This is a genomic window from Piscinibacter sp., from assembly GCF_047600445.1.
In the GTDB taxonomy this organism is placed as follows: domain Bacteria; phylum Pseudomonadota; class Gammaproteobacteria; order Burkholderiales; family Burkholderiaceae_C; genus Piscinibacter.
In genome coordinates, this window is sequence record NZ_JASGKT010000002.1 from 2984320 (window position 1) to 3004267 (window position 19948).

Below are 19948 nucleotides of genomic sequence, written 5' to 3' on the forward strand. Positions count from 1 at the left end.
CCTCGAATCAGTAGGACTTGGGCAGGCCGAGCACCTTCTCGGCGATGAAGCACAGGATCAGTTGCGGCGAGATCGGCGCGATGCGCGGCAGCATCGCCTCGCGCAGGTAGCGCTCGACATGGTATTCCTTGGCGTAGCCGAAGCCGCCGTGCGTCAGCACCGCGGTCTCGGCGGCGCGGAAACCCGCCTCGGCGCAGAAGAACTTGGCCGCGTTCGCCTCGGCGCCGCAGGCCTGGCCGCGGTCGTACAGCCAGGCGGCGCGCCGGTACAGCAGCGTGCCGGCCTCCAGCTCGACCCAGCGCTCGGCCAGCGGATGCTGGATGCCCTGGTTCTTGCCGATCGGCCGGTCGAACACGATGCGCTCGCCGGCGTAGGCCGCGGCGCGGCGCAGCGCGGCGCGGCCGATGCCGGTGGCCTCGGCGGCGAGCAGGCAGCGCTCGGGGTTCAGGCCGTGCAGGATGTACTCGAAGCCGCGCCCTTCCTCGCCGATGCGGTCCTCGACCGGGATCTCGAGCCCGTCGATGAACAGCTCGTTCGAGTCGACGCACTTGCGGCCGAGCTTGTCGATCTCGCGCACCGCGATCCGGCCGCGGTCGAGGTCGGTGTAGAACAGGCTCAGGCCGTGCGTCGGCGAGCTCACCTCCTCGATCGGCGTGGTGCGCGCCAGCAGCATGATCTTGTGCGCCACCTGCGCGGTCGAGATCCACACCTTCTGGCCGTTGACGACGTAGCGGTCGCCGCGGCGCACCGCCATCGTCTTGAGCTTGAGCGTGTTCAGCCCGGTGTTCGGCTCGGTGACGCCGAAACAGGCCTTGTGGCGGCCCTCGATGATCGGCGGCAGCCAGCGCGCGCGCTGCTCGTCGCTGCCGTGCACCACCACCGGGTGCAGGCCGAACACGTTCATGTGGATCGCCGAGGCGGCCGACAGGCAGCCGCCCGAGGCCGACACCGTCTCCAGCATCAGGCAGGCCTCGCCGATGCCCAGCCCGGCGCCGCCGAAGGCCTCGGGCATCGCGATGCCCAGCCAGCCGGCCTGCGCCATCGCGCGGTAGAACTCGTCGGGAAAGCCGCCGCCGCGGTCCTTCGCGAGCCAGTAGTCGTCGTCGAAGTCGCGGCAGACCTCTTCGACCGCCGAGCGGATCGCGAGCTGCTCGTCGCTGAGTGCGAAATCCATGGGTGTCCCGTCGTCGAATCGTGTGGAGCCTCAGCCGGCGCGGCGTGCCAGCGCGAGCACGCGCCGCGCCTGCTTGAGGTGCGGCATGTCGAGCATCTTTCCGTCCAGGCCGACGGTGCCCAGCGCGGGCTGGGCCTCGAAGGCCTCGACCACGCGGCGCGCGTGGGCGAGTTCGTCCTCGCTCGGGCTGAAGGCGCGGTTGATCGGCTCGACCTGCGCCGGGTGGATCGCCATCTTTCCGGTGAAGCCGCGCCGGCGCGCCTGCCGCGCGTCGTCGAGCAGGCCGGCCTCGTCGGCGTAGTCGGCCCAGATGGTGTCGATCGGCTGCACGCCGGCGGCCACCGCGCCGGCCAGGCACAGCGCGCGCGCCAGGCGGTAGACCTCGTCGTAGTCACCGTCGGGGCCGCGGTTGGTGCTGGCGCCGAGCGCGGCGGCGATGTCCTCGGCGCCCCAGGTCAGCCCCGCCAGGCGCGGCGAACAGCCGGCGTAGGAGCCCAGCGCGAACAGCGCGGCGGCGGTTTCGGTGGCCACCGGCAGGATGCCGATGCGGCCGGCGGGCAGGCCTTCGCGCGCTTCGAGCGCGTCGAGCATGTGCGCGAGGCGCTGCACGTCGGCGGCCGAGTCGACCTTGGGGCACATCAGCCCGTCGGGCGCGCCGGCCACCACCATCAGGTCGAGCAGCGCGGCCGGCGTGCACAGCGGATTGATGCGCACCCAGAGCTGCCGGCGGCTGCGGTCTGGGTGCGACTTCAGGTAGTCGAGCACCATGCCGCGTGCGACCGCGGTGCGGCCGGGCGCCACCGAGTCCTCCAGGTCGAGGATCAGCGCGTCGGCCGGCGAGCCTTCGGCCTTGGCGAGCTTGCGTTCGCTGTCGCCGGGCACGAACAGCAGGGATCGCAGCGGCGCGCGCGCCGCCCCGCCGCTCATCGCTTGCCCCCGCCGAACAGGCTGCGGCCGATGATCTCGCGCATGATCTCCGACGAGCCGCCGGCGATGCGGCGCACGCGCGCGTCGACGTAGGCGCGCGCGATCGGGTACTCCAGCATGTAGCCGTAGCCGCCGAAGAACTGCAGGCACTCGTCGACCGCCTTGCACTGCAGCTCGGTGCACAGCATCTTGGCGGCCGCCGCGTCGACCGCGTCGAGCGCCTTGTCCAGGTGCAGCTCGATGCAGCGGTCGACGAAGCTGCGCAGCGCCAGCGCCTGCGCATGCAGCTCGGCGAGCTTGAAGCGCGTGTTCTGGAACTCGCCGATCGGCTGCCCGAAGGCCTTGCGCTCGGCGGTGTAGTCGAGCGTCCAGCGCAGCACCGACTCCACCGCGGTGATGGCCGACACCGCGATCGTCAGCCGTTCCTCGGCGAGCTTGCTCATCGCCATGCCGAAGGCGCCGCCCTCGGCGCCGAGCAGGTTGGCCACCGGCACGCGCACGTTGTCGAAGAACAGCTCCGAGGTGTCCTGCGCCTTCAGGCCGATCTTCCTCAGGTTGCGGCCGCGCTTGAAGCCGGGCCGGTCGGCCTCGACGAGGATGAAGCTCATACCCTTGGCGCCGGCCTCGGGGTCGGTCTTGCAGGCCAGCACGACCACGTCGCACAACTGGCCGTTGGAGATGTAGACCTTCTGGCCGTTGATCACGTACTCGTCGCCCTCGCGCACCGCACGGCAGCGGATGCCCTTCAGGTCGCTGCCGGCCGAGGGCTCGGTCAGGCCGAGCGCGCCGATCGCCTCGCCGCGGACCATTTTCGGCAGCCAGTGTTCCTTCTGCGCCGGGCTGCCGAAGGTGGCGATGTAGGTCGCCACCATGTCGGAGTGCACCGCGAAGCCGGGGCCGGTGGCGCCCGCGCGCGCCAGTTCCTCGGTGATCACGACGTTGAACAGGTAGTCGGGCCCGCAGCCGCCGAACTCCTCCGGCAGGTTGGGGCACAGCAGCCCGGCCGCGCCGGCCTTGCGCCACAGCTCGCGGTCGACCTTGCCCTCCTCCTCCCAGCGCTCATGGTGCGGAACGATCTCGCGCTCGACGAAGCGCCGCACGCTGTCGCGGAACTGCTCGTGCTCGGGCCGGAATAGTTTGCGGGGGATCATGGCTTGCCTTCCCGGACGCGCTCAGCCGCGCAGCAACTGCGCCGCGATGATGTTGCGCTGGATCTCGTTGGTGCCGCCGAAGATCGACCAGCAGCGCCCGTACAGGTAGTTGTAGCTCGCGGCGCTGGCGCGCACCCAGGGCAGCGCCGAGCCCAGGCCCTCGCCCGAGGCGCGCAGCGCGGCGTCGTAGCAGGCGCCGTAGGCGCCCTGCGCGTCGCGCCAGAACTCGGTCATCGCCTGCAGCACCTCGGTGCCGCGCACCTTGAGCACCGAGGCGCCGATGCCGTCGTCGCGGCCGGCCATCCACTCGTCGAGGTAGTCGCGCTCGAGCGCCAGCAGCGCGCCCAGGTCGGCCCCGATGCGCGCCAGCCGCTCGGCCTGCAAGGCGCGCTGCAGCGGCTCGAGCGCGGGCGCCGCCTGCGCCAGCGTGGCCCGGATCTGCCGCAGCATGCGGATCTTGTTGCCGGTGTCGGCGATGAAGGTGCGCTCGCGCGAGAGCAGGAACTTGGCGATCTTCCAGCCCTCGCCCTCCTCGCCGACGAGGTTGGCCGCCGGCACGCGCACGTTGTCGAAGAAGGTCTGGTTGGTGTGGTGCACGCCGTCGATCGTGACGATGGGCTCGACGGTGATGCCCGGCGTCCTCATGTCGATCAGCAGGAAGCTGATGCCCTTCTGCTTCCTGCCCGACGCATCGGTGCGCACCAGGCAATGCATCATGTCGGCCCAGTGCGCCTCGGTGGTCCACATCTTGGTGCCGTCGACGACGTAGTGGTCGCCGTCGCGCACCGCGCGCGTCTTCAGCGAGGCGAGGTCGGAGCCGGCGTTCGGCTCCGAGTAGCCCTGGCACCACCAGACATCGCTGTCGAGGATGCCGCCCAGGTGCGCGCGCCGCTGCGCCTCGGTGCCGAAGGTGTAGAGCACCGGCCCGACCATGTTGACGCCGTAGGGGATCAGCATCGGCGCGGCGTGGATCGCGCTTTCCTGCAGGAAGGCGTGCTCCTGGCGCACGCTCCAGTCCCGCCCGCCGGCGGCGCGCGGCCAGGCCGCGCCGAACCAGCCCTTGCGGCGCAGCGCCTTCTGCCAGCCGACATAGTCGGCCTTGTCGAGGTAGATGCCGTTCTCGACCTTGTGGCGCGTGGCCGGGTCGAGCTCGGCGCGGACGAACTCGCGCACCTCGGCGCGGAAGGCGGCTTCGTCGAAATCAGGGGAAGCGGCGTTGGCGTGCATGCGGCCGTCCTCAGTGCGCGCCGGGCATCGGCATGCCGGCGCCGGCCTCGGCCTGCCAGCGCGCGAGCAGTTGCGCCAGCACCACCAGGCGCGCGTTGTAGTGGCTGACGATCAGCTCGTCGCTGACGCCCATGCCGCCGTGCATCTGGATCGCCTCGTGGCCGACGCGCGCGCCGGCGCGCGCCGCCACCGTCGGCGCGGCGTAGCGCAGCCAGGCAACCCGTTCGGGGTCGCCGGCGTCGATGGCGCGGGCGATCTCGCGCGCCATCGCGCGCGCTTCGAGCGCCGCCATGTGCATGTCGGCATAACGGTGCTGCAGGGCCTGGAAGCTGCCCAGCGTCACGCCGAACTGCTCGCGCGTGCGCAGGTACTCGCCGGTCTGCGCCACCAGGCACTGCATCACGCCGGCGGCGTCGGCGCAGTAGGCGCTGACGGCCTGCGCGGCGGCGGCGTCGAGCGCGGCGCGCGCCGGCTCGCCGCGCAGCAGCACGGCGCCCGCGCCCACGCGCGCGGCGTGGAACTCGACGTCGCCGGCCTCGCGGCCGTCCATCATGCGGTAGCAGCGCAGCACGGCCTCGACCTCGCCGCGCGCCACGCCCAGCAGGCACGGCCGGCCCCCGGCGTCGGCGCAGGCGATCAACCAGCGGTCGGCCTGGCCCGCGCCGGGCACGACACGCGCCGTGCCGTCGAGCCGCAGCGCGCCGTCGCGTTCGGCGCAGCGCAGCGCGTCGCCGCGCCGGCCGCCGACCAGCACCGTCAGCACCTCGCCCGACAGCAGCGGCGCCACGGCCCGTTCGGCGTCGGCGAGGCGGCCCAGCAGCGCCGCCGCGATCACCACGCCCTCGACCAGCGGCTCCAGCACCAGCCCGCGCGCGAGGATGCGCAGCGCATCCGACACGTCGAGCGTGCTGCCGCCGATGCCGCCCAGCGCCTCGGCCACCGGCAGGGCGGGCACGCCCAGTTCGGCCAGCACCGGCCAGAACTCGCGGTGGTCGAGCGCGCCGCGGCGCAGCCGCGCATGGCGCGCCGCCGGGTCGTAGGCCTGGTCGACGAAGCGGTCGAGCGAGGCCTCGACCATGCGCTTGGTCTGCGCGTCGAGCGAGGCCACGGCGGCGGCAACGCTCATGCCGCCTGCTCCACGCGCAGCGGCAGGCGATGCATCAGCGCGCTGCGCTTGCACGAGCAGATCACCTCGCCGCGCTGGTTGTAGCCGACGTGCTCGAAGATCACCACGCCGTTGTCCGGCCGCGAGCGGCTCTCGCGCTTTTCCAGCACCTTCGACTCGACGCGGATGGTGTCGCCGGCGAACACCGGCCGGGGGAAGCGCACCTCGTCCCAACCGAGGTTGCCCACCGTGGTGCCGAGCGTGGTGTCGCCCACCGAGATGCCGACCACCAGCCCGAGCGTGAAGACGCTGTTCATCAGCGGCTTGCCGAACTCGGTGCCCTTGGCGTACTCGGCGTCGAGGTGGATCGCCGCCGGGTTGTGCGTCATCGCCGTGAACAGCAGGTTGTCGGTCTCGGTCACGGTGCGCCGCACGTCGTGCACAAACACCTGCCCCAGCTCGAACTGCTCGAAGTACAAACCTGCCATCGCGGCGCTCCCGTGGTCGTCTCCGCCTCGTGGCGGTGCTATTGTTTGTGTAGCATATGATATTGCTCGCGACCGCGCACCGCGGGTTTGCCACGATGCCGCGCGAAGCTGCGGGTCTTCACGGGGGTCGGCGGTGCCTCCCGGGGCTTGACGCACTTCGAACAGGTGTATACCGTATGCTTTCATATCACACCGATGCGAATGCTGGAAAGGCGACCGACGTGAGCGTTTCTGCGAAGCCCTGCGGCATCACCGGCTACGGCGGCTACGTGCCGCGCCTGCGCATGCAGCGCGCCGCCATCGCCGCGGCGCACGCCTGGATGGCCCCCGGCCTGCGCGGCCTGGGCAAGGGGCAGCGCGCCTTCTGCAGTTGGGACGAGGACAGCCTGACGATGGCCGTCGAGGCCGCGCGCGACGCCTTCGACGCGCGCCCGCGCGAGCGCATCGCCACGCTGGTGCTGGCCAGCACGCGCGCCGCGTTCGCCGACCTGCAGGGCGCCAGCATCGTCGCCGCCGCGCTCGACCTGCCGGCGCAGGTGCAGACGCTGGAGCTCGGCCAGTCGCAGCGCGCCGGCGTCGGCGGCCTGCTGGCGCAGCTCCGCTCGGCCGGCGGCGGCGACACGCTGTTCATCGCCAGCGACCACCCGAGCGGCAAGCCGGCCAGCACCCAGGAGCTGTTGTACGGCGCCGGCGCCGCGGCCTTCACGCTCGGCCGCGAGAACGTGCTGGCCGAGCTGATCGGCAGCGCCAGCCGCAGCAACCTGTTCGTCGACCACTTCCGCGCCGCCGGCGCGAAGCACGACTACTTCTGGGAAGAGCGCTGGATCCGCGACGAGGGCTACGCGAAGATCGTGCCCGAGGCCGTGAAGGCGGCGCTGGCCGACGCGAAGCTGGCCGCGGCGCAGGTGAACCACTTCATCCTCGCCGCGCCGTTCAAGGACATCGGCGCGATGGTCGCCAAGCGCTGCGGCATCGCCGAGCCGGCGGTGGCCGACGGCCTCGACGGGCAGTGCGGCTACGCCGGCAGCGCCCACCCCTGCCTGATGCTGGCCCACGCGCTCGAACGCGCCCGGCCCGGCGACACGCTGGTGGTCGCCGGCTTCGGCCAGGGCTGCGACGTGCTGGTGCTGCGCGCCACCGAACGGGTCGCGGAGTTCCGGCCGCGGCGCGGCGTGAGCGGCGCGCTGGCCGACGCGCAGATGCACGACGCCTACCTGCGCATGCTTTCGTACGACGACGGCATCGAGCTCGACTGGGGCATGCGCGGCGAGAAGCAGGTCAAGACCGCGCTGACCGAGCAGTACCGCTCGGCGCACCAGCTCGCCGCGTTCGGCGCCGGCCGCTGCCGCCGCTGCGGCGCGGTGCAGTTCCCGCAGCTCGCCTACTGCGTCGACCAGGCCTGCCTGGCCCCGGCCTCGGAGTTCGAGCCGGTGCGCCTGTTCGACGAGACGGCCAAGGTGTTCACGCACACGGCCGACTGGCTGTCGTACCACCCCTCGCCGCCGCTGTACGTGGGCTTCGTGCAGTTCGACATCGGCGCGCGGCTGCTGATGGAGATCGTCGACGTCGGCCAGGCCGGGCTGGACGTCGGCACGCCGCTGCGCATGGTGTTCCGCATCAAGGACGTCGACAAGGCGCGCGGCTACCCGCGCTATTTCTGGAAGGCCACGCCGCTGGCGGCTTGAGAGGAACAGGGGCACACGGCATGGCAACAGGCATCAAGGACAAGGTCGCCATCATCGGCATGGGCTGCACGCGCTTCGGCGAGCGCTGGGACGCCGGCACGCACCAGTTGCTGGCCGAGGCGCTCGACGAGGCGCTGGCCGACGCCGGCATCGAGCGCCGGCAGATCGAGGCGGCGTGGTCCGGCTCGTGCATGGACAACGTCAACGTCGGCAACTCGGCGATCCCCGCGTCGCTGGCGCTGCGGCTGGACGGCATCCCGGTCAGCCGCATGGAGAACATGTGCGCCACCGGCACCGAGGCGCTGCGCGGCGCGGCCTACGCGGTGGCCTCGGGCGCGGTGGACTTCGCGCTCGCGGTCGGCGTCGAGAAGCTGAAGGACACCGGCTACGGCGGCCTGCCCGCGCCCTACAAGGGCACGCTCAACGACCTGTGGCTGCCGCTGGGCTCGGCGCCGGCGGGCTTCGCGCAGCTCGCCGCGGGCTACCGCGCCAGGCACGGCGTCTCGAAGGAGCAGCTCAAGAAGGCGCTCGCGCACGTCTCGTGGAAGAGCCACCAGAACGGCGTGCTCAGCCCGAAGGCGCACCTGCGCAAGGCGGTGACGATGGAGCAGATCCTGGCCGCGCCGATGATCGCCGAGCCGCTCGGCCTGTACGACTGCTGCGGCGTCAGCGACGGCGCCGCCGCCGCGATCGTCACCACGCCCGAGATCGCGCGCGCGCTCGGCAAGAAGGACATGGTCACGATCAAGGCGATCCAGCTCAGCATCAGCTCAGGCATCGAATCGACCACCGGGCAGTGGGACGGCAGCCACGTGCGCAACACGCGCGCCGCGGCGAAGCGCGCCTATGCCGAGGCCGGCATCACCGACCCGCGCCGCCAGCTCTCGCTGATGGAAGTGCACGACTGCTTCTCGATCACCGAACTGGTGACGATGGAAGACCTGTTCGTCTCGCAGGACGGCCACGCGGTGCACGACATCCTCGACGGCTTCTACGACCGCGGCGGCAGCGGCGTGCCCTGCCAGGTGGACGGCGGGCTGAAGTGCTTCGGCCACCCGATCGCCGCCTCCGGCCTGCGCATGGCCTACGAGGTCTACAACCAGTTGCTGGGGCGCGCCGGCGAGCGCCAGTTGAAGAGCCCGAGCCTGGGCCTGACGCACAACCTCGGCGGCGTGCCCTACCTGGGCATCGCGGCGCTGTCCATCCTCGGCCTGCATTGATGGACCTGAGCCGCCCGGGCCCGCTCCTGGCCACCGCGCCGGCGCCGCAGCGCCGCGCGGGGCGCAGCATCCAGCCCGCGGCGATGCCGCAGTTGCTGAGCGCCGGCGGCCTGGTCTACGTGCCGGGCTCGAGCGGCGCGCCGCTGCCGTTCATGGCCGAGCTGACGCGCGACCCCGAGCTGACGCGCGACGCGCGCATCCTCACCACCTACGTGCCCGGCATCAACCCGCTCGACCTGTGCGGCGTGCACCCCAGCGCGCGTGTCACCGGGCTGTTCATGCAGCCGGGCCTGACGCAGGCGCAGCGCGAGCAGCGCTTCCGCGCGCTGCCGATGTCGTATTCGGGCTTCGTGCGCCACCTGCAGGACCACGTCGAGATCGACCTGGCGGTGGTGCAGGTGTCCGAGCCCGACGAACACGGCCAGTGCTCGCTCGGCCCGGCGGTGGAGTTCATGCCGGTGGCACTGCGCAAGAGCCGGCGCCGGCTGGCGCTGGTCAACCGCAGCACGCCGCGCCTGAGCGGCTCGGTCAGCGTGCCCTTCGACAGCTTCGACTACGTCTGCGAGGTCGATTCGCCGCTGCCGGTCTACGAGACGCCGGTCGACGCCGGCACCGAGGCGATCGCGCGCCACATCGCGCCGCTGGTGGACGACGGCAGCGTGCTGCAGGCCGGGCTGGGCAAAGTGCCCACCGCGCTGATGCGCCTGCTGCGCGACCGGCGCCGGCTGCGCCTGCACTCGGGCATGCTGTCCGACGGCCTGCTCGAGCTGGCCCAGGCCGGCGCGCTCGACATGGACTTCGCGCACACCACCTGCGTGCTGGTGGGCAGCACCGGGTTCTACGACGCCGTGCGCCACTTCGGGCCGCTGCGCGTGCTGGGCTGCGACGTCACGCACCACCCGCTCACGCTGAGCCGGATGGAGCGCTTCGTGGCCGTCAACTCGGCGCTCGAGGTCGACCTGTTCGGGCAGTGCAACCTGGAGCGCAGCAACGGCGCCGCCGTCAGCGGGCCGGGCGGCGCGCCCGACTTCGCGCACGCCGGGCGCCACTCGCGCGGCGGCTGCAGCATCGTCGCGCTGCACGCCTGCCACAAGGGCGGCTCGCGCATCGTGCCCTGCCTCGGCGAGCGCGCGCTGGCCACGCTGTCGCGCCTGGACGTCGACCACGTCGTCACCGAGTTCGGCGTCGCCAGGCTGCAAGGCGCCAGCGTGCACGAGCGCGCCGAGGCGCTGATCGAGATCGCCGCGCCCGAGTACCGCGCCGAGCTGCGCGAGGCCTGGCGCGCCATCGCCGCGCGCCTGTAGCGCGCCGGCCCCTCCATTCGACAACCTCCGTGGGGAGACACACGCATGAAGCTGCTTGAAGGAAAAGTCGTCATCGTCACCGGCGCCGGCGCCGGCGTCGGCAAGGGCATCGCGCTGGAAGCGGCGCGCCAGGGTGCCCGGGTGATCGTCAACGACCTGGGCGTGGCCATCGACGGCAGCGGCTCCAGCGCCGGCCCGGCGCAGCAGACCGTCGCCGAGATCGAGGCCCTCGGCGGCACCGCGTCGGCCAACACCGACAGCGTGGCCGAGTGGCCCTCGGCGCAGAAGATCGTGCAGCAGGCGCTCGACCTCTACGGCCGCCTCGACGGCGTGGTCAACAACGCCGGCAACCTGCGCGACGTGCTGTTCCACAAGATGACCGAGGAAGACTTCGACGCGGTGGTCAAGGTGCACCTGAAGGGGAGCTGGAACGTCTCGCGCGCCGCGGCGCCGCACTTCAAGTCGCAGGAGAGCGGCGCGTACGTGCACATGACCTCGACCTCGGGGCTGATCGGCAACATGGGCCAGGCCAACTACATGGCGGCCAAGATGGGCATCGTCGGGCTGTCGAAGTCGATCTCGCTCGACCTGGAGAAGTTCAAGGTGCGCTCGAACTGCATCGCGCCGTTCGCGTTCACGCGCATGGTCGGCACGATCCCGACCGACACGCCCGAGGGCAAGGCGCGCATGGAGGTCAACATGCGGCTGGAGGCGCACAAGATCGCGCCGTTCACCGTGGCGCTGCTGACCGACCGCGCCGCCGGCGTGAGCGGCCAGATCTTCGGCGTGCGCAACAACGAGATCTTCCTGTTCTCGCAGCCGCGGCCGATCCGCACCGCGCACAACGGCGAGGGCTGGACGGTCGAGACCTGCCTGGAGCGCGCCATCCCGATGTTCGCGCCGTCGTTCTTCCCGCTCGACAAGTCGCGCGACGTGTTCACCTGGGATCCGGTCTGACGGCCGGGCGCAACCGACATGAAGCTCGACAAAGTCCTGGCCCGCCGCTTCCCGCTCACCGAGCACACGCTGACGCCGCGCGACTGCATGCTGTACGCGCTGGGCGTCGGCGTCGGCAGTCGGCCCGAGGCGGCCGAAGACCTGCAGTACGTCTACGAAGACTGCGAGGGCGGCCTGCAGGTGTTCCCGGCGATGGTCAACGTCATCTGCCACCCCGGCGCCTGGGTCAAGGAGCCGGAGCTGGAGATCGACTGGATCCGGCTGCTGCACGGCGAGCAGTCGTTCACCATCCACCGGCCGCTGCGGCCCGGCGGCACCTACGTCGGCGCCTACCGCGTCGCCAACGTGATCGACAAGGGCGCCGGCAAGGGCGCCATGCTGTACCTGGAGAAGACGCTGTCCGACAAGGACGGCGGCGAGGCCGTCGCCACCGTCACCTCGACCTACGTGCTGCGCGGCGACGGCGGCTGCGGCGGCACCGTCGAGCAGGCACCGGCCATCCACGCGCTGCCCGAATCGCCGGCCAGCGACAGCATCAGCCTGGCCACGCTGCCGCAGGCCGGCCTGATCTACCGCCTGTCGGGCGACTACAACCCGATCCACGCCTCGCCGGCGCTGGCGCGCAAGGCGGGCTTCGAGCGGCCGATCCTGCACGGCCTGTGCACCATGGGCGTCGTGACGCGCGCGCTGCTGCAAGGCTGCTGCGACGACCAGCCGCGCCGCCTGCGCTCGGTCAGCCTGCGCTTCTCGTCACCGGTCTATCCGGGCGAGACCATACTCACCGAGTTCTGGAAGCAGGGCCCGGTGGTGAGCTTCCGCGCCACCGCGGTGGACCGCAAGGTGGTCGTGCTCAACAACGGCCGCGCCGAGGTCGAGCCTTGAAGATCCTCGTCCCCGTCAAGCGAGTGGTGGACTACAACGTGAAGGTACGCGTCAAGAGCGACGGCACGGGAGTGGACATCGCCAACGTGAAGATGAGCATGAACCCCTTCGACGAGATTGCCGTGGAGGAAGCGGTGCGGCTCAAGGAGAAGGGCGCGGCCAGCGAAGTGATCGCCGTGTCCTGCGGCGTCGCGCAGTGCCAGGAGACGCTGCGCACCGCGATGGCCATAGGCGCCGACCGCGCCATCCTGGTCGAGACCGACGCCGAACTCCAGCCGCTGGCCGTGGCCAAGCTGCTCAAGGCCCTGGTCGACAAGGAGCAGCCCGGCCTGGTCATCCTGGGCAAACAGGCCATCGACGACGACTGCAACCAGACCGGCCAGATGCTCGCCGCGCTGGCCGAACTGCCGCAGGCCACCTTCGCCAGCAAAGTCGAAGTCGCCGACGGCAAGGCCAAAGTCACCCGCGAAGTCGACGGCGGCCTGGAGACCCTGTCGGTCAGCCTGCCGGCCGTCATCACCACCGACCTGCGCCTGAACGAGCCGCGCTACGTCACGCTGCCCAACATCATGAAGGCCAAGAAGAAGCCGCTGGAGACCGTCAAGCCGGCGGATCTCGGCGTGGACGTGGCCCCGCGCATCAAGACCCTGAAGGTCAGCGAGCCGCCCAAGCGCAGCGCCGGCATCAAGGTGCCCGACGTGGCCACGCTGGTCGCAAAACTCAAGAACGACGCCAAGGTGATCTGAGATGCCCATCCTCGTCATTGCCGAACACGACCACGGCGCCCTCAAGGGCGCGACCCTGAACACCGTGACTGCCGCGCTGCAATGCGGCGGCGACGTGCACGTGCTGGTGGCCGGGCAGAACGCCGCCGGCGCGGCGCAGGCCGCCGGCCAGCTCCAGGGCGTGGCCAAGGTGCTGCACGCCGACGGCGCGAGCCTGGCCGAGCAGCTCGCCGAGAACGTCGCCGCGCAGGTGCTGGCGCTCGCCGCGAACTACAGCCACATCCTGTTCCCCGCCACCGCGCACGGCAAGAACGTCGCGCCGCGCGTGGCCGCCAAGCTCGACGTGGCGCAGATCAGCGACATCACCCGGGTGATCGGCCCCGACACCTTCGAGCGCCCGATCTACGCCGGCAACGCGATTGCCACCGTGCAGAGCCAGGACGCGGTCAAGGTCGTCACCGTGCGCAGCACCGGCTTCGACGCGGCGGGCCAGGGCGGCAGCGCCGCCGTCGAGACCGTCGCCGCCGTGGCCGACAGCGGCAAGAGCAGCTTCGTCGGCAGCGAGCTGGCCAAGAGCGACCGGCCGGAGCTGACCGCGGCCAAGATCATCGTCTCGGGCGGCCGGGCGATGGGCAGCAGCGAGAAGTTCACGGAGGTGCTGACGCCGCTGGCCGACAAGCTCGGCGCCGCGCTGGGGGCCAGCCGCGCGGCGGTGGATGCCGGTTATGCGCCCAACGACTGGCAGGTCGGGCAGACGGGCAAGATCGTCGCGCCGAGCCTGTACATCGCCTGCGGCATCAGCGGGGCGATCCAGCACCTGGCAGGCATGAAGGACTCCAAGGTCATCGTGGCCATCAACAAGGACCCCGAGGCCCCCATCTTCAGCGTCGCAGACTTCGGCCTCGAGGCCGATCTGTTCACCGCCGTGCCGGAGCTGGTGGCCGCGCTCTGAGTCGCCGCGGCGCTGCTCAGCGCTGGAACATCTGCACCGCGGAGTCCCAGGAGACGTTCGACGGGCCGGCCGGCAGGCAGGCCGGTGTCGCCTGCGCGGCGCGCGTCGCGCGCACCGAGGCCGCATGGTGCATCGGCGGGCAGGCGATGGCGGCGGCGGGCTCGACGGCCTTGCGCGCCGCGGGCGCGCCGTCGATCCAGTGCGCGCCGAGCGCCCCAGCGCCGAGAAGAAGCATGGCCTTCACACCCGTCAGCAGCGAGCCGGTCATCTCGTGCCTCCATATCGTATGCCTCAGTATCTGTTAGTAGACAACCGGAGCGCCGGAACGTCAAGCGACCCGGGAGCGCCGCCCCCCCGGAATTTCCCTGCCTGTCGTGTCGACACGGACGTGTTTGCGTCAACGCAAAGAATGCTTTCTTATTGTACTATAGCATACTAATAGACGCGAACGACCGAAGCCCCTCCGGGACCGCGCTCATCCAGGAGACAGCATGAACACGTTCACCAATCGCTACGACTTCCAGCGCAGCCTCGGGACGGAGCTGACCCCCAACTGGCGCGACCTCGCCAAGCCGGTGCCGCCGACGTTGACACAGGAGAGCTCGCCCAACCTCGGCACGGCGCGCATCGCACCGCAGCGCTACACCTCCTACGAATTCCACCGCCAGGAGGTCGAGAAGGTGTGGAAGCGCACCTGGCAGGTGGTGTGCCGCGAGGAGGAGGTTCCCAAGCCCGGCGACCACTTCGTCTACGACGTGGCCGGGCTGTCGTTCCTGGTAGTGCGGCAGGACGACGACACCTTCAAGGGCTTCTGGAACGTCTGCCTGCACCGCGGCCGCAGGCTGTGCGACGCGAGCGGCCACGGCGCGACGCAGTTCAAGTGCGGCTACCACGCCTGGACCTGGAAGCCCGACGGCCGCCTGGCCTTCTTCCCGGGCGAATGAGACTTCCCCGACGTGTCGCGCGAGTGCTATTCGCTGCGCGAGGTGCAGGTCGGCACCTGGGGCGGCCTCGTCTTCATCAACCCCGACCCGAAGGCGCCACCGCTGGCAACGCACCTGGGCTCGCTGCCCCGGCACTTCGAGCACTCGCCGCTGGACAAGCGCTACACGCTGTGGCACGTGCAGAAGACCATCAAGGCCAACTGGAAGGTGGGGCTGGAGGCGTTCCTGGAGGCCTACCACCTGGTGCAGACGCATCCGCAGGCGCTGCCCTCGACCGGCGAGCACGCGACGGAGTACGACGTCTGGGACGAGGGCCTCGCCACCTTCAGCCGGCTGATCACGCCGCAGGCCGTGCCCAGCAAACACAACCGCAAGCCCAGCGCGAAGGAGGCCATCGCCGTCTCGTGGGCGCTGCTCGCCGGCCTGCGCGCCGACCAGGCGGCAGCCCTGCCCGACGACATCAACGACCGCGCCAGCCTCGCCGCGTGGCGGCGCAAGACGCTGGGCGAGCTGACGAAGGCGGACTATTCGGCGTGCTCCGACGTCGAGATGCTCGACTCGATCCAGTACTGGCTGTTCCCGAACTTCTGCCCCTGGTACGGCGAGGGGCTGCCGCTGACCTACCAGTTCCGGCCCAGCGGCGATTCGGCCGACGAATGCTTCATGGACGTGTGGATGCTGATCCGCCAGCCCGACACCGGCCCGCGTCCTGCCGCACCCGCGATGCTCAAGCTCGCGCACGACCAGCCGTTCCAGTCGCTGCCCGAGCTGGGGGCGATGGGCGAGATCTTCGACCAGGACGACTGCAACATGCCGCAGGTGCAGCTCGGTCTGAAAACCTGGCCCGGCGACCCGGACGGCTGCACCCTCGCGCGCTACCAGGAAAGCCGCGTGCGCTTTCTCCATCAGGTGCTGAGCCGGGTGCTGGCGCAGCCTTGAGCCGGACCCGGCTCGAGTCCGCAGCGTTCACCTGGTGAGCAAAGCCGCCATCGGCGATGGCCACGGCGGCGCGCGGCGCCTAGAGTGGCCGCTGCTCAACGACGCCCCTGCGCCATGTCCATCGTCGCCACGGTCCGCAAGCCGCCCCTGCGCGCCCCCATCGTCCCTCTGCCGGCCGACGCCCGCGCCGAGATCGTCGTGCACGACGTGCTGAATGCCGACGAGCGGTTGTGGGTGCCGCAAAGCGATGGCGTGGCATTCCTGCCGCTGTGCCTGGGCGTCACCCAGGGCTACTACGTCAATCTGCTGCGCGTGCGGCGCAGCGGCGTGCTGTCCTGCCACCGCCACAGCGGCGCCGTGCACGCGCAGGTGCTGCGCGGCCGCTGGTACTACCTGGAGCACGACTGGGTCGCCGAGGAGGGCTCCTTCCTGATGGAGGCGCCGGGCGAGACCCACACGCTGGTGGTGCCGCCGGACGTGGAGGAGATGATCACCTGGTTCCACGTCGGCGGCGGCTACACCTACTTCGACGCGGCCGGCCGCATCACCGGCTACGAGGACGTGTTCACCAAGATCGACAAGGCCCGCGCGCACTATGCGTCGCATGGGCTGCCGATGTCGCAGCTCGATCGACTGGTGCGCTGAGGCGGCCGCCGTGCCGTCGCCCCGGCCCTTCCGCCTGCACGTCGCAGATGCCGAGCTCGCCGACCTGCGCCGGCGCCTGGCCGCGACGCGCTGGCCGGACCAGCCCAGCGGCCCGGCCTGGGCCACCGGCACCGACCTCGCCTGGCTGCAGCGCCTGGTCGCCCACTGGCGCGACGGCTTCGACTGGCGCGCGCAGGAAACGCGGCTGAACGCCTTCGCGCAGTTCAAGGCCGAGGTGGCCGGCATCGATCTGCACTGGCTGCAGGTCGAGGGCCGCGGCCCGGCGCCGATGCCGCTGCTGCTGTCGCACGGCTGGCCCGGCTCGGTGTTCGAGTTCCTCGAACTCATCCCCCTGCTCACCGATCCCGCCGCGCACGGCGGCGACGCCGCCGACGCTTTCACCGTCGTCGCGCCCAGCCTGCCGGGCTACGGGCTGTCGTTCACGCCCGGGCAGGCGCGCTTCTCGGCCGAGCAGATGGCCGACGCCTTCGCCGCGCTGATGAGCGATGTGCTCGGCTTCCACCGCTTCGCCACGCAAGGCGGCGACTGGGGCGCGACGATCAGCGCGCGGTCTGGGTTACGCCCACCCGGACAAGACGATCGGTGTTCACCTCAACCTGATGCCCACGCCGCGCGATCCGGATGTGTTCAAGGACCCGACGCCCGAGGAGCGACGCTACCTCGTCGAACTGAACCACTGGCTGAAGGAGGAAACCGGCTACAGCACGCAGCAGGCGACGCGCCCGCAGACCCTGGCTTACGCGCTGACCGATTCGCCCGCCGGCCTGGCCGCCTGGATCGCCGAGAAATTCCGCGCCTGGAGCGACTGCGGCGGCGACCTCGACAGCGCGTTCGACCTCGACCACCTGCTCGCCGACATCTCGCTGTACTGGTTCAGCGGCGCGATCGGCTCGTCCTTCTGGCCCTACTACGCACGCTGGCATGCCGAGCACTGGCCGATCCCGGCCGGCGCGACGGTCGACGTTCCGACCGGCTACTGCGAGTTCCCGGCCGAAATCGTGCGTCCGCCGCGCTCGCTGGCCGCGCGCATGTTCAGCGACATCCGCCGCTGGAGCGTGATGCCGCGCGGCGGCCATTTCGCGGCGATGGAGCAGCCGCAGGCGCTGGCCGAGGAGATCCGCGCGTTCTACCGGCCGCTGCGCGGCGGCGCCGGGTTCTGATTCGGCGACGCGGCCCGCTCGTCCCGTCCCCAGAGCCCCAGCGCGCGCAACTCGCCAGCCAGCAGTTCGCCCAGTTCGTGCTGGCGTTCCGGCCCGAAGCGCGCGGTCAGCGTGCCGATCGACAGGGCGCCCATCGCGTGTTCGCCGAGGCGGAACGCCATGCCGATGCCCGCCACGCCAGGCTCGATCGAGTCGAAGGTGAGCGCGCAGCCGTGCGTGCGCACCGCCCGCGCCATCGCCAGCAGGCGCTCGAGCGGGATGCCGCGCGCGGTGTAGTCGGCGGCATGGCGGTGCCAGATGCGGCTGATCTCGGCATCGTCGATCAGCCCGAGCAGGGCGACGCCGCCGGTGCCGGTGCCGAGCACGCGGCGCTGGCCAATCTCGGTGGTCAAGATCTTCACCAGCGAGCCGCCGACCTCGCGGTGGTCGCACTGCACCATGTCGCCATGGCGCACCATCAGGAACACGGTGTCGCCGGCGATGCGCGCGATGCGCTTCATGCCCGGTGCGAAGCGCGTCACCAGCGGCGCCGGCGCCGGCATCAGCGAGCCCAGCATCACCGCCTGCGGGCCGAGGCGGTAGAGCTGGTCCTCGTCGCGGTCGACGAAGCCCTCTTCCACCAGGCAGGTCAGCAGCCGGTACGCGGTGCCGCGGTCCAGGCCCGATTCACGCACGAGCTGGGCCAGCTTCACGCCGCTGTCCGCGCGCTTGGCCACGCCGCGCAGCAAGGCCAGCGCGCGGCGCACGCTCTGCGCGCCGCGCACGCCTTCATCGTGGCCCGGCGCCATCGGCCAGTCGGCCAGTGTGTTCACCCCACGCCCCGCTCAGCGGCCGCTGAACACCGGCTTGCGCTTGGCGGCGAAGGCCTCCACGGCCTCGGCGTGGTCCTGCGTCAGGTTGGTCAGGCATTCGTAGGCCGTGCCGGCATCCATGTGGCCGTGCGCGAGCTGGCGCAGCGGGATCGTGTAGCCGGCCTTGGTCCAGCGGATCGCCTTGGTGGCGCCGCCGCGCAGCTTGGCGACGATCGCGTCGACCTTGGCGTCCAGTTCGGCGGCCGGCACCACGTGGCCGATCGCGCCCAGCGCCTTGGCTTCCGCCGCGCCGAGCAGGTCGCCGGTCAGCAGCAGCTCGCGCGCCTTGCCGTAGCCGATGATCGCCGGCCACAGGAAGCCGCCGCCATCGGCCGCGTTCAGGCCGACGCGCACGTGCGGGTCGCCGATGCGCGCCTTCTCGTCCATCACCGTGATGTCGCACAGCAGCGCCAGCGTCGCGCCCAGGCCGACCGCGTCGCCGTTGATGCGGCCGATGATCGGGATCTCGCAGTCGAGCATCGAGTAGACGATGCGCTTGGCCTCCCAGGTGACGACCTCGAAACCCTCGGGCTCGCGAATCGCCTCGCGCATCCACTCGATGTCGCCGCCGGCGCAGAAGGCCCGGCCGGCGCCGGTCAGCACGATGGCACTGAGGTCGCGGCGTTCGCCGAGGTCGACGAACACGCGCGACAGCGCTTTGTGCATCTCGCCGCCGACGGCGTTGAAGCTGTCGGGGCGGTTCAGCGTCACGCGGGCGACGCGGTCCTGCACGTCGATCTGGATGGCGGAGTTGCTCATGGCGGTGTGCTCTCGGAGAAGTGAGGGGAACGAAAGAGGTCTCAGTCCAGCGGCCCGTCGTAGGCGTCGCTCGCGGCGCCCCAGGCGGTGTAGCCGCCATCGACCGGCAGCGTGACGCCGGTGATGAACTCGGAACGATCGGAGGCGAGGAACAGCATCGCGTCGGCGATGTGCTGCGCCGTGCCCAGGCGGCCGGCCGGCGTGCGGCGTCGGATGCGCGCGGCGTCGAGCTTGCCTTCGTCGATCAGGCGCTGCGCGAACGGCGTCAGCATGTAGCCCGGCGCGATGGCGTTGACACGCACGCCCTGCGCGGCCCATTCGCAGCCCAGCGTGCGCGTCATCATGCCGATGCCGGCCTTGGCGGCGCTGTAGGCGTTGCGCCGCGCCAGCCCCATCACGCCGGCGACCGAGCTGAGGTTGATGATCGAGCCGCGGCGCTGGCGCAGCATCACTGGCGCCGCCGCCTTGCACATCATGTAGGTGCCGGTCAGGTGCACGTCGACGAGGCGGCGGAAGTCGGCCACGTCCTGCTCGAGCGTCGGCAGGAAGCTGTCGGGAATGCCGGCGCTGTTGATCAGCACGTCGATGCGGCCGTGCCGCGCCAGCGTCAGTTCGACGAGGCGCCGCACCGCCGCCTCGTCGGCCACGTCGCCGTCCAGGCCGAGGTGCGCGTCGCCGAGCGTGCGAGCGGCGTCGCGCGCGGCGTCGGCACGCAGGTCGGCGACGACGACCAGCGCACCCTCGCCCGCCAGCGCGCGCGCCGCGGCCAGGCCGAGCCCGCTCGCGCCGCCGGTGATCAGGGCCACGCGGCCCACCAATTCGGGGTACACGG

Annotated in this window: 21 protein-coding genes and 1 pseudogene; 12 read left to right on the top strand and 10 right to left on the bottom strand. The window is 71.3% G+C overall.

The genetic code is table 11. The features are described 5' to 3' along the window. Nucleotides 1-7: 7 nt before the first annotated feature. Genes QM792_RS18175 through QM792_RS18200 form a run of 6 tightly spaced genes read right to left on the bottom strand, consistent with a single transcriptional unit; the run spans nt 8 to nt 6072 of the window. Complete coding sequence (locus QM792_RS18175; RefSeq protein ID WP_415151509.1) at nt 8-1174, bottom strand: acyl-CoA dehydrogenase family protein; 1167 nt, start codon at nt 1172-1174, stop codon at nt 8-10. A 30-nt stretch (nt 1175-1204) separates the two neighbouring features. Then, nucleotides 1205-2101, bottom strand: coding sequence for an HpcH/HpaI aldolase/citrate lyase family protein (locus tag QM792_RS18180; RefSeq protein WP_415151510.1), 897 nt, complete (start codon nt 2099-2101; stop codon nt 1205-1207). Beyond that, complete coding sequence (locus QM792_RS18185) at nt 2098-3252, bottom strand: acyl-CoA dehydrogenase family protein (protein WP_415151511.1); 1155 nt, start codon at nt 3250-3252, stop codon at nt 2098-2100. The genes QM792_RS18180 and QM792_RS18185 overlap by 4 nt, the downstream gene beginning before the upstream one ends. Before the next feature lie 21 nt (nt 3253-3273). Continuing rightward, complete coding sequence (locus QM792_RS18190; protein WP_415151512.1) at nt 3274-4479, bottom strand: acyl-CoA dehydrogenase family protein; 1206 nt, start codon at nt 4477-4479, stop codon at nt 3274-3276. 10 nt (nt 4480-4489) lie between these two features. Then, a complete protein-coding gene (locus QM792_RS18195; RefSeq protein WP_415151513.1) occupies nt 4490-5605 on the bottom strand; it encodes an acyl-CoA dehydrogenase family protein in 1116 nt (371 codons plus the stop codon). After that, a complete protein-coding gene (locus tag QM792_RS18200) occupies nt 5602-6072 on the bottom strand; it encodes a MaoC family dehydratase (RefSeq protein ID WP_415151514.1) in 471 nt (156 codons plus the stop codon). Before QM792_RS18200 ends, QM792_RS18195 begins: the two co-directional genes overlap by 4 nt. Nucleotides 6073-6293: 221 nt before the next feature. On the opposite strand from QM792_RS18200, the gene QM792_RS18205 reads away from it, so the two are divergent. Genes QM792_RS18205 through QM792_RS18235 form a run of 7 tightly spaced genes read left to right on the top strand, consistent with a single transcriptional unit; the run spans nt 6294 to nt 13797 of the window. Further along, nucleotides 6294-7757 carry a 3-oxoacyl-[acyl-carrier-protein] synthase III C-terminal domain-containing protein gene (locus QM792_RS18205; RefSeq protein ID WP_415151515.1) on the top strand — a complete coding sequence of 488 codons (1464 nt, stop codon included), beginning with the start codon at nt 6294-6296 and terminating at the stop codon, nt 7755-7757. 20 nt (nt 7758-7777) lie between these two features. Further along, a complete protein-coding gene (locus tag QM792_RS18210) occupies nt 7778-8977 on the top strand; it encodes an acetyl-CoA acetyltransferase (RefSeq protein WP_415151516.1) in 1200 nt (399 codons plus the stop codon). Continuing rightward, nucleotides 8977-10281 carry an acetyl-CoA hydrolase/transferase family protein gene (locus QM792_RS18215; protein ID WP_415151517.1) on the top strand — a complete coding sequence of 435 codons (1305 nt, stop codon included), beginning with the start codon at nt 8977-8979 and terminating at the stop codon, nt 10279-10281. The genes QM792_RS18210 and QM792_RS18215 overlap by 1 nt, the downstream gene beginning before the upstream one ends. Before the next feature lie 45 nt (nt 10282-10326). Further along, nucleotides 10327-11238 carry an SDR family NAD(P)-dependent oxidoreductase gene (locus QM792_RS18220; RefSeq protein WP_415151518.1) on the top strand — a complete coding sequence of 304 codons (912 nt, stop codon included), beginning with the start codon at nt 10327-10329 and terminating at the stop codon, nt 11236-11238. A gap of 18 nt (nt 11239-11256) precedes the next feature. Continuing rightward, nucleotides 11257-12120 carry a MaoC/PaaZ C-terminal domain-containing protein gene (locus QM792_RS18225; protein WP_415151519.1) on the top strand — a complete coding sequence of 288 codons (864 nt, stop codon included), beginning with the start codon at nt 11257-11259 and terminating at the stop codon, nt 12118-12120. Beyond that, nucleotides 12117-12866 carry an electron transfer flavoprotein subunit beta/FixA family protein gene (locus QM792_RS18230; protein ID WP_415150401.1) on the top strand — a complete coding sequence of 250 codons (750 nt, stop codon included), beginning with the start codon at nt 12117-12119 and terminating at the stop codon, nt 12864-12866. Before QM792_RS18225 ends, QM792_RS18230 begins: the two co-directional genes overlap by 4 nt. 1 nt (nt 12867) lies before the next feature. Then, a complete protein-coding gene (locus QM792_RS18235) occupies nt 12868-13797 on the top strand; it encodes an electron transfer flavoprotein subunit alpha/FixB family protein (protein WP_415150400.1) in 930 nt (309 codons plus the stop codon). Between the two features lie 16 nt (nt 13798-13813). Here QM792_RS18235 and QM792_RS18240 read toward each other — a convergent pair whose 3' ends face one another. Then, entirely contained in the window at nt 13814-14065 is a 252-nt protein-coding gene (locus QM792_RS18240) for a hypothetical protein (RefSeq protein WP_415151520.1), read from the bottom strand. Between the two features lie 223 nt (nt 14066-14288). On the opposite strand from QM792_RS18240, the gene QM792_RS18245 reads away from it, so the two are divergent. The 5 genes and pseudogenes from QM792_RS18245 (at nt 14289) to QM792_RS18265 (ending at nt 17506) form a co-directional block, all read left to right on the top strand. Continuing rightward, nucleotides 14289-14741 carry an aromatic ring-hydroxylating oxygenase subunit alpha gene (locus QM792_RS18245; RefSeq protein ID WP_415151521.1) on the top strand — a complete coding sequence of 151 codons (453 nt, stop codon included), beginning with the start codon at nt 14289-14291 and terminating at the stop codon, nt 14739-14741. 12 nt (nt 14742-14753) lie between these two features. Further along, a complete protein-coding gene (locus tag QM792_RS18250; protein WP_415151522.1) occupies nt 14754-15680 on the top strand; it encodes an SRPBCC family protein in 927 nt (308 codons plus the stop codon). Between the two features lie 114 nt (nt 15681-15794). After that, nucleotides 15795-16325 (top strand): 2,4'-dihydroxyacetophenone dioxygenase family protein, encoded by a 531-nt coding sequence (locus tag QM792_RS18255; protein ID WP_415151523.1) that lies wholly within the window; start codon nt 15795-15797, stop codon nt 16323-16325. Continuing rightward, nucleotides 16285-16836: pseudogene (locus QM792_RS18260) on the top strand (epoxide hydrolase family protein); the annotation flags it as partial. The gene QM792_RS18255 and the pseudogene QM792_RS18260, both read left to right, overlap by 41 nt. Nucleotides 16837-16945: 109 nt before the next feature. Then, the gene (locus QM792_RS18265) at nt 16946-17506 is read left to right on the top strand and encodes an alpha/beta fold hydrolase (RefSeq protein ID WP_415151524.1); all 561 of its coding nucleotides are present in this window, start codon (nt 16946-16948) and stop codon (nt 17504-17506) included. On the opposite strand, the gene QM792_RS18270 is transcribed toward QM792_RS18265, so the two are convergent. From QM792_RS18270 to QM792_RS18280, 3 genes are read right to left on the bottom strand one after another with little or no spacing between them, the layout of a single operon-like run. Then, nucleotides 17473-18318, bottom strand: a complete 846-nt coding sequence (locus QM792_RS18270) for an IclR family transcriptional regulator (RefSeq protein WP_415151525.1) — start codon at nt 18316-18318, stop codon at nt 17473-17475. The genes QM792_RS18265 and QM792_RS18270 overlap by 34 nt on opposite strands. Nucleotides 18319-18330: 12 nt before the next feature. Continuing rightward, a complete protein-coding gene (locus QM792_RS18275) occupies nt 18331-19116 on the bottom strand; it encodes an enoyl-CoA hydratase/isomerase family protein (protein WP_415151526.1) in 786 nt (261 codons plus the stop codon). A gap of 41 nt (nt 19117-19157) precedes the next feature. Next, nucleotides 19158-19946, bottom strand: coding sequence for an SDR family NAD(P)-dependent oxidoreductase (locus tag QM792_RS18280; protein WP_415151527.1), 789 nt, complete (start codon nt 19944-19946; stop codon nt 19158-19160). Between the last annotated feature and the right edge of the window lie 2 nt (nt 19947-19948).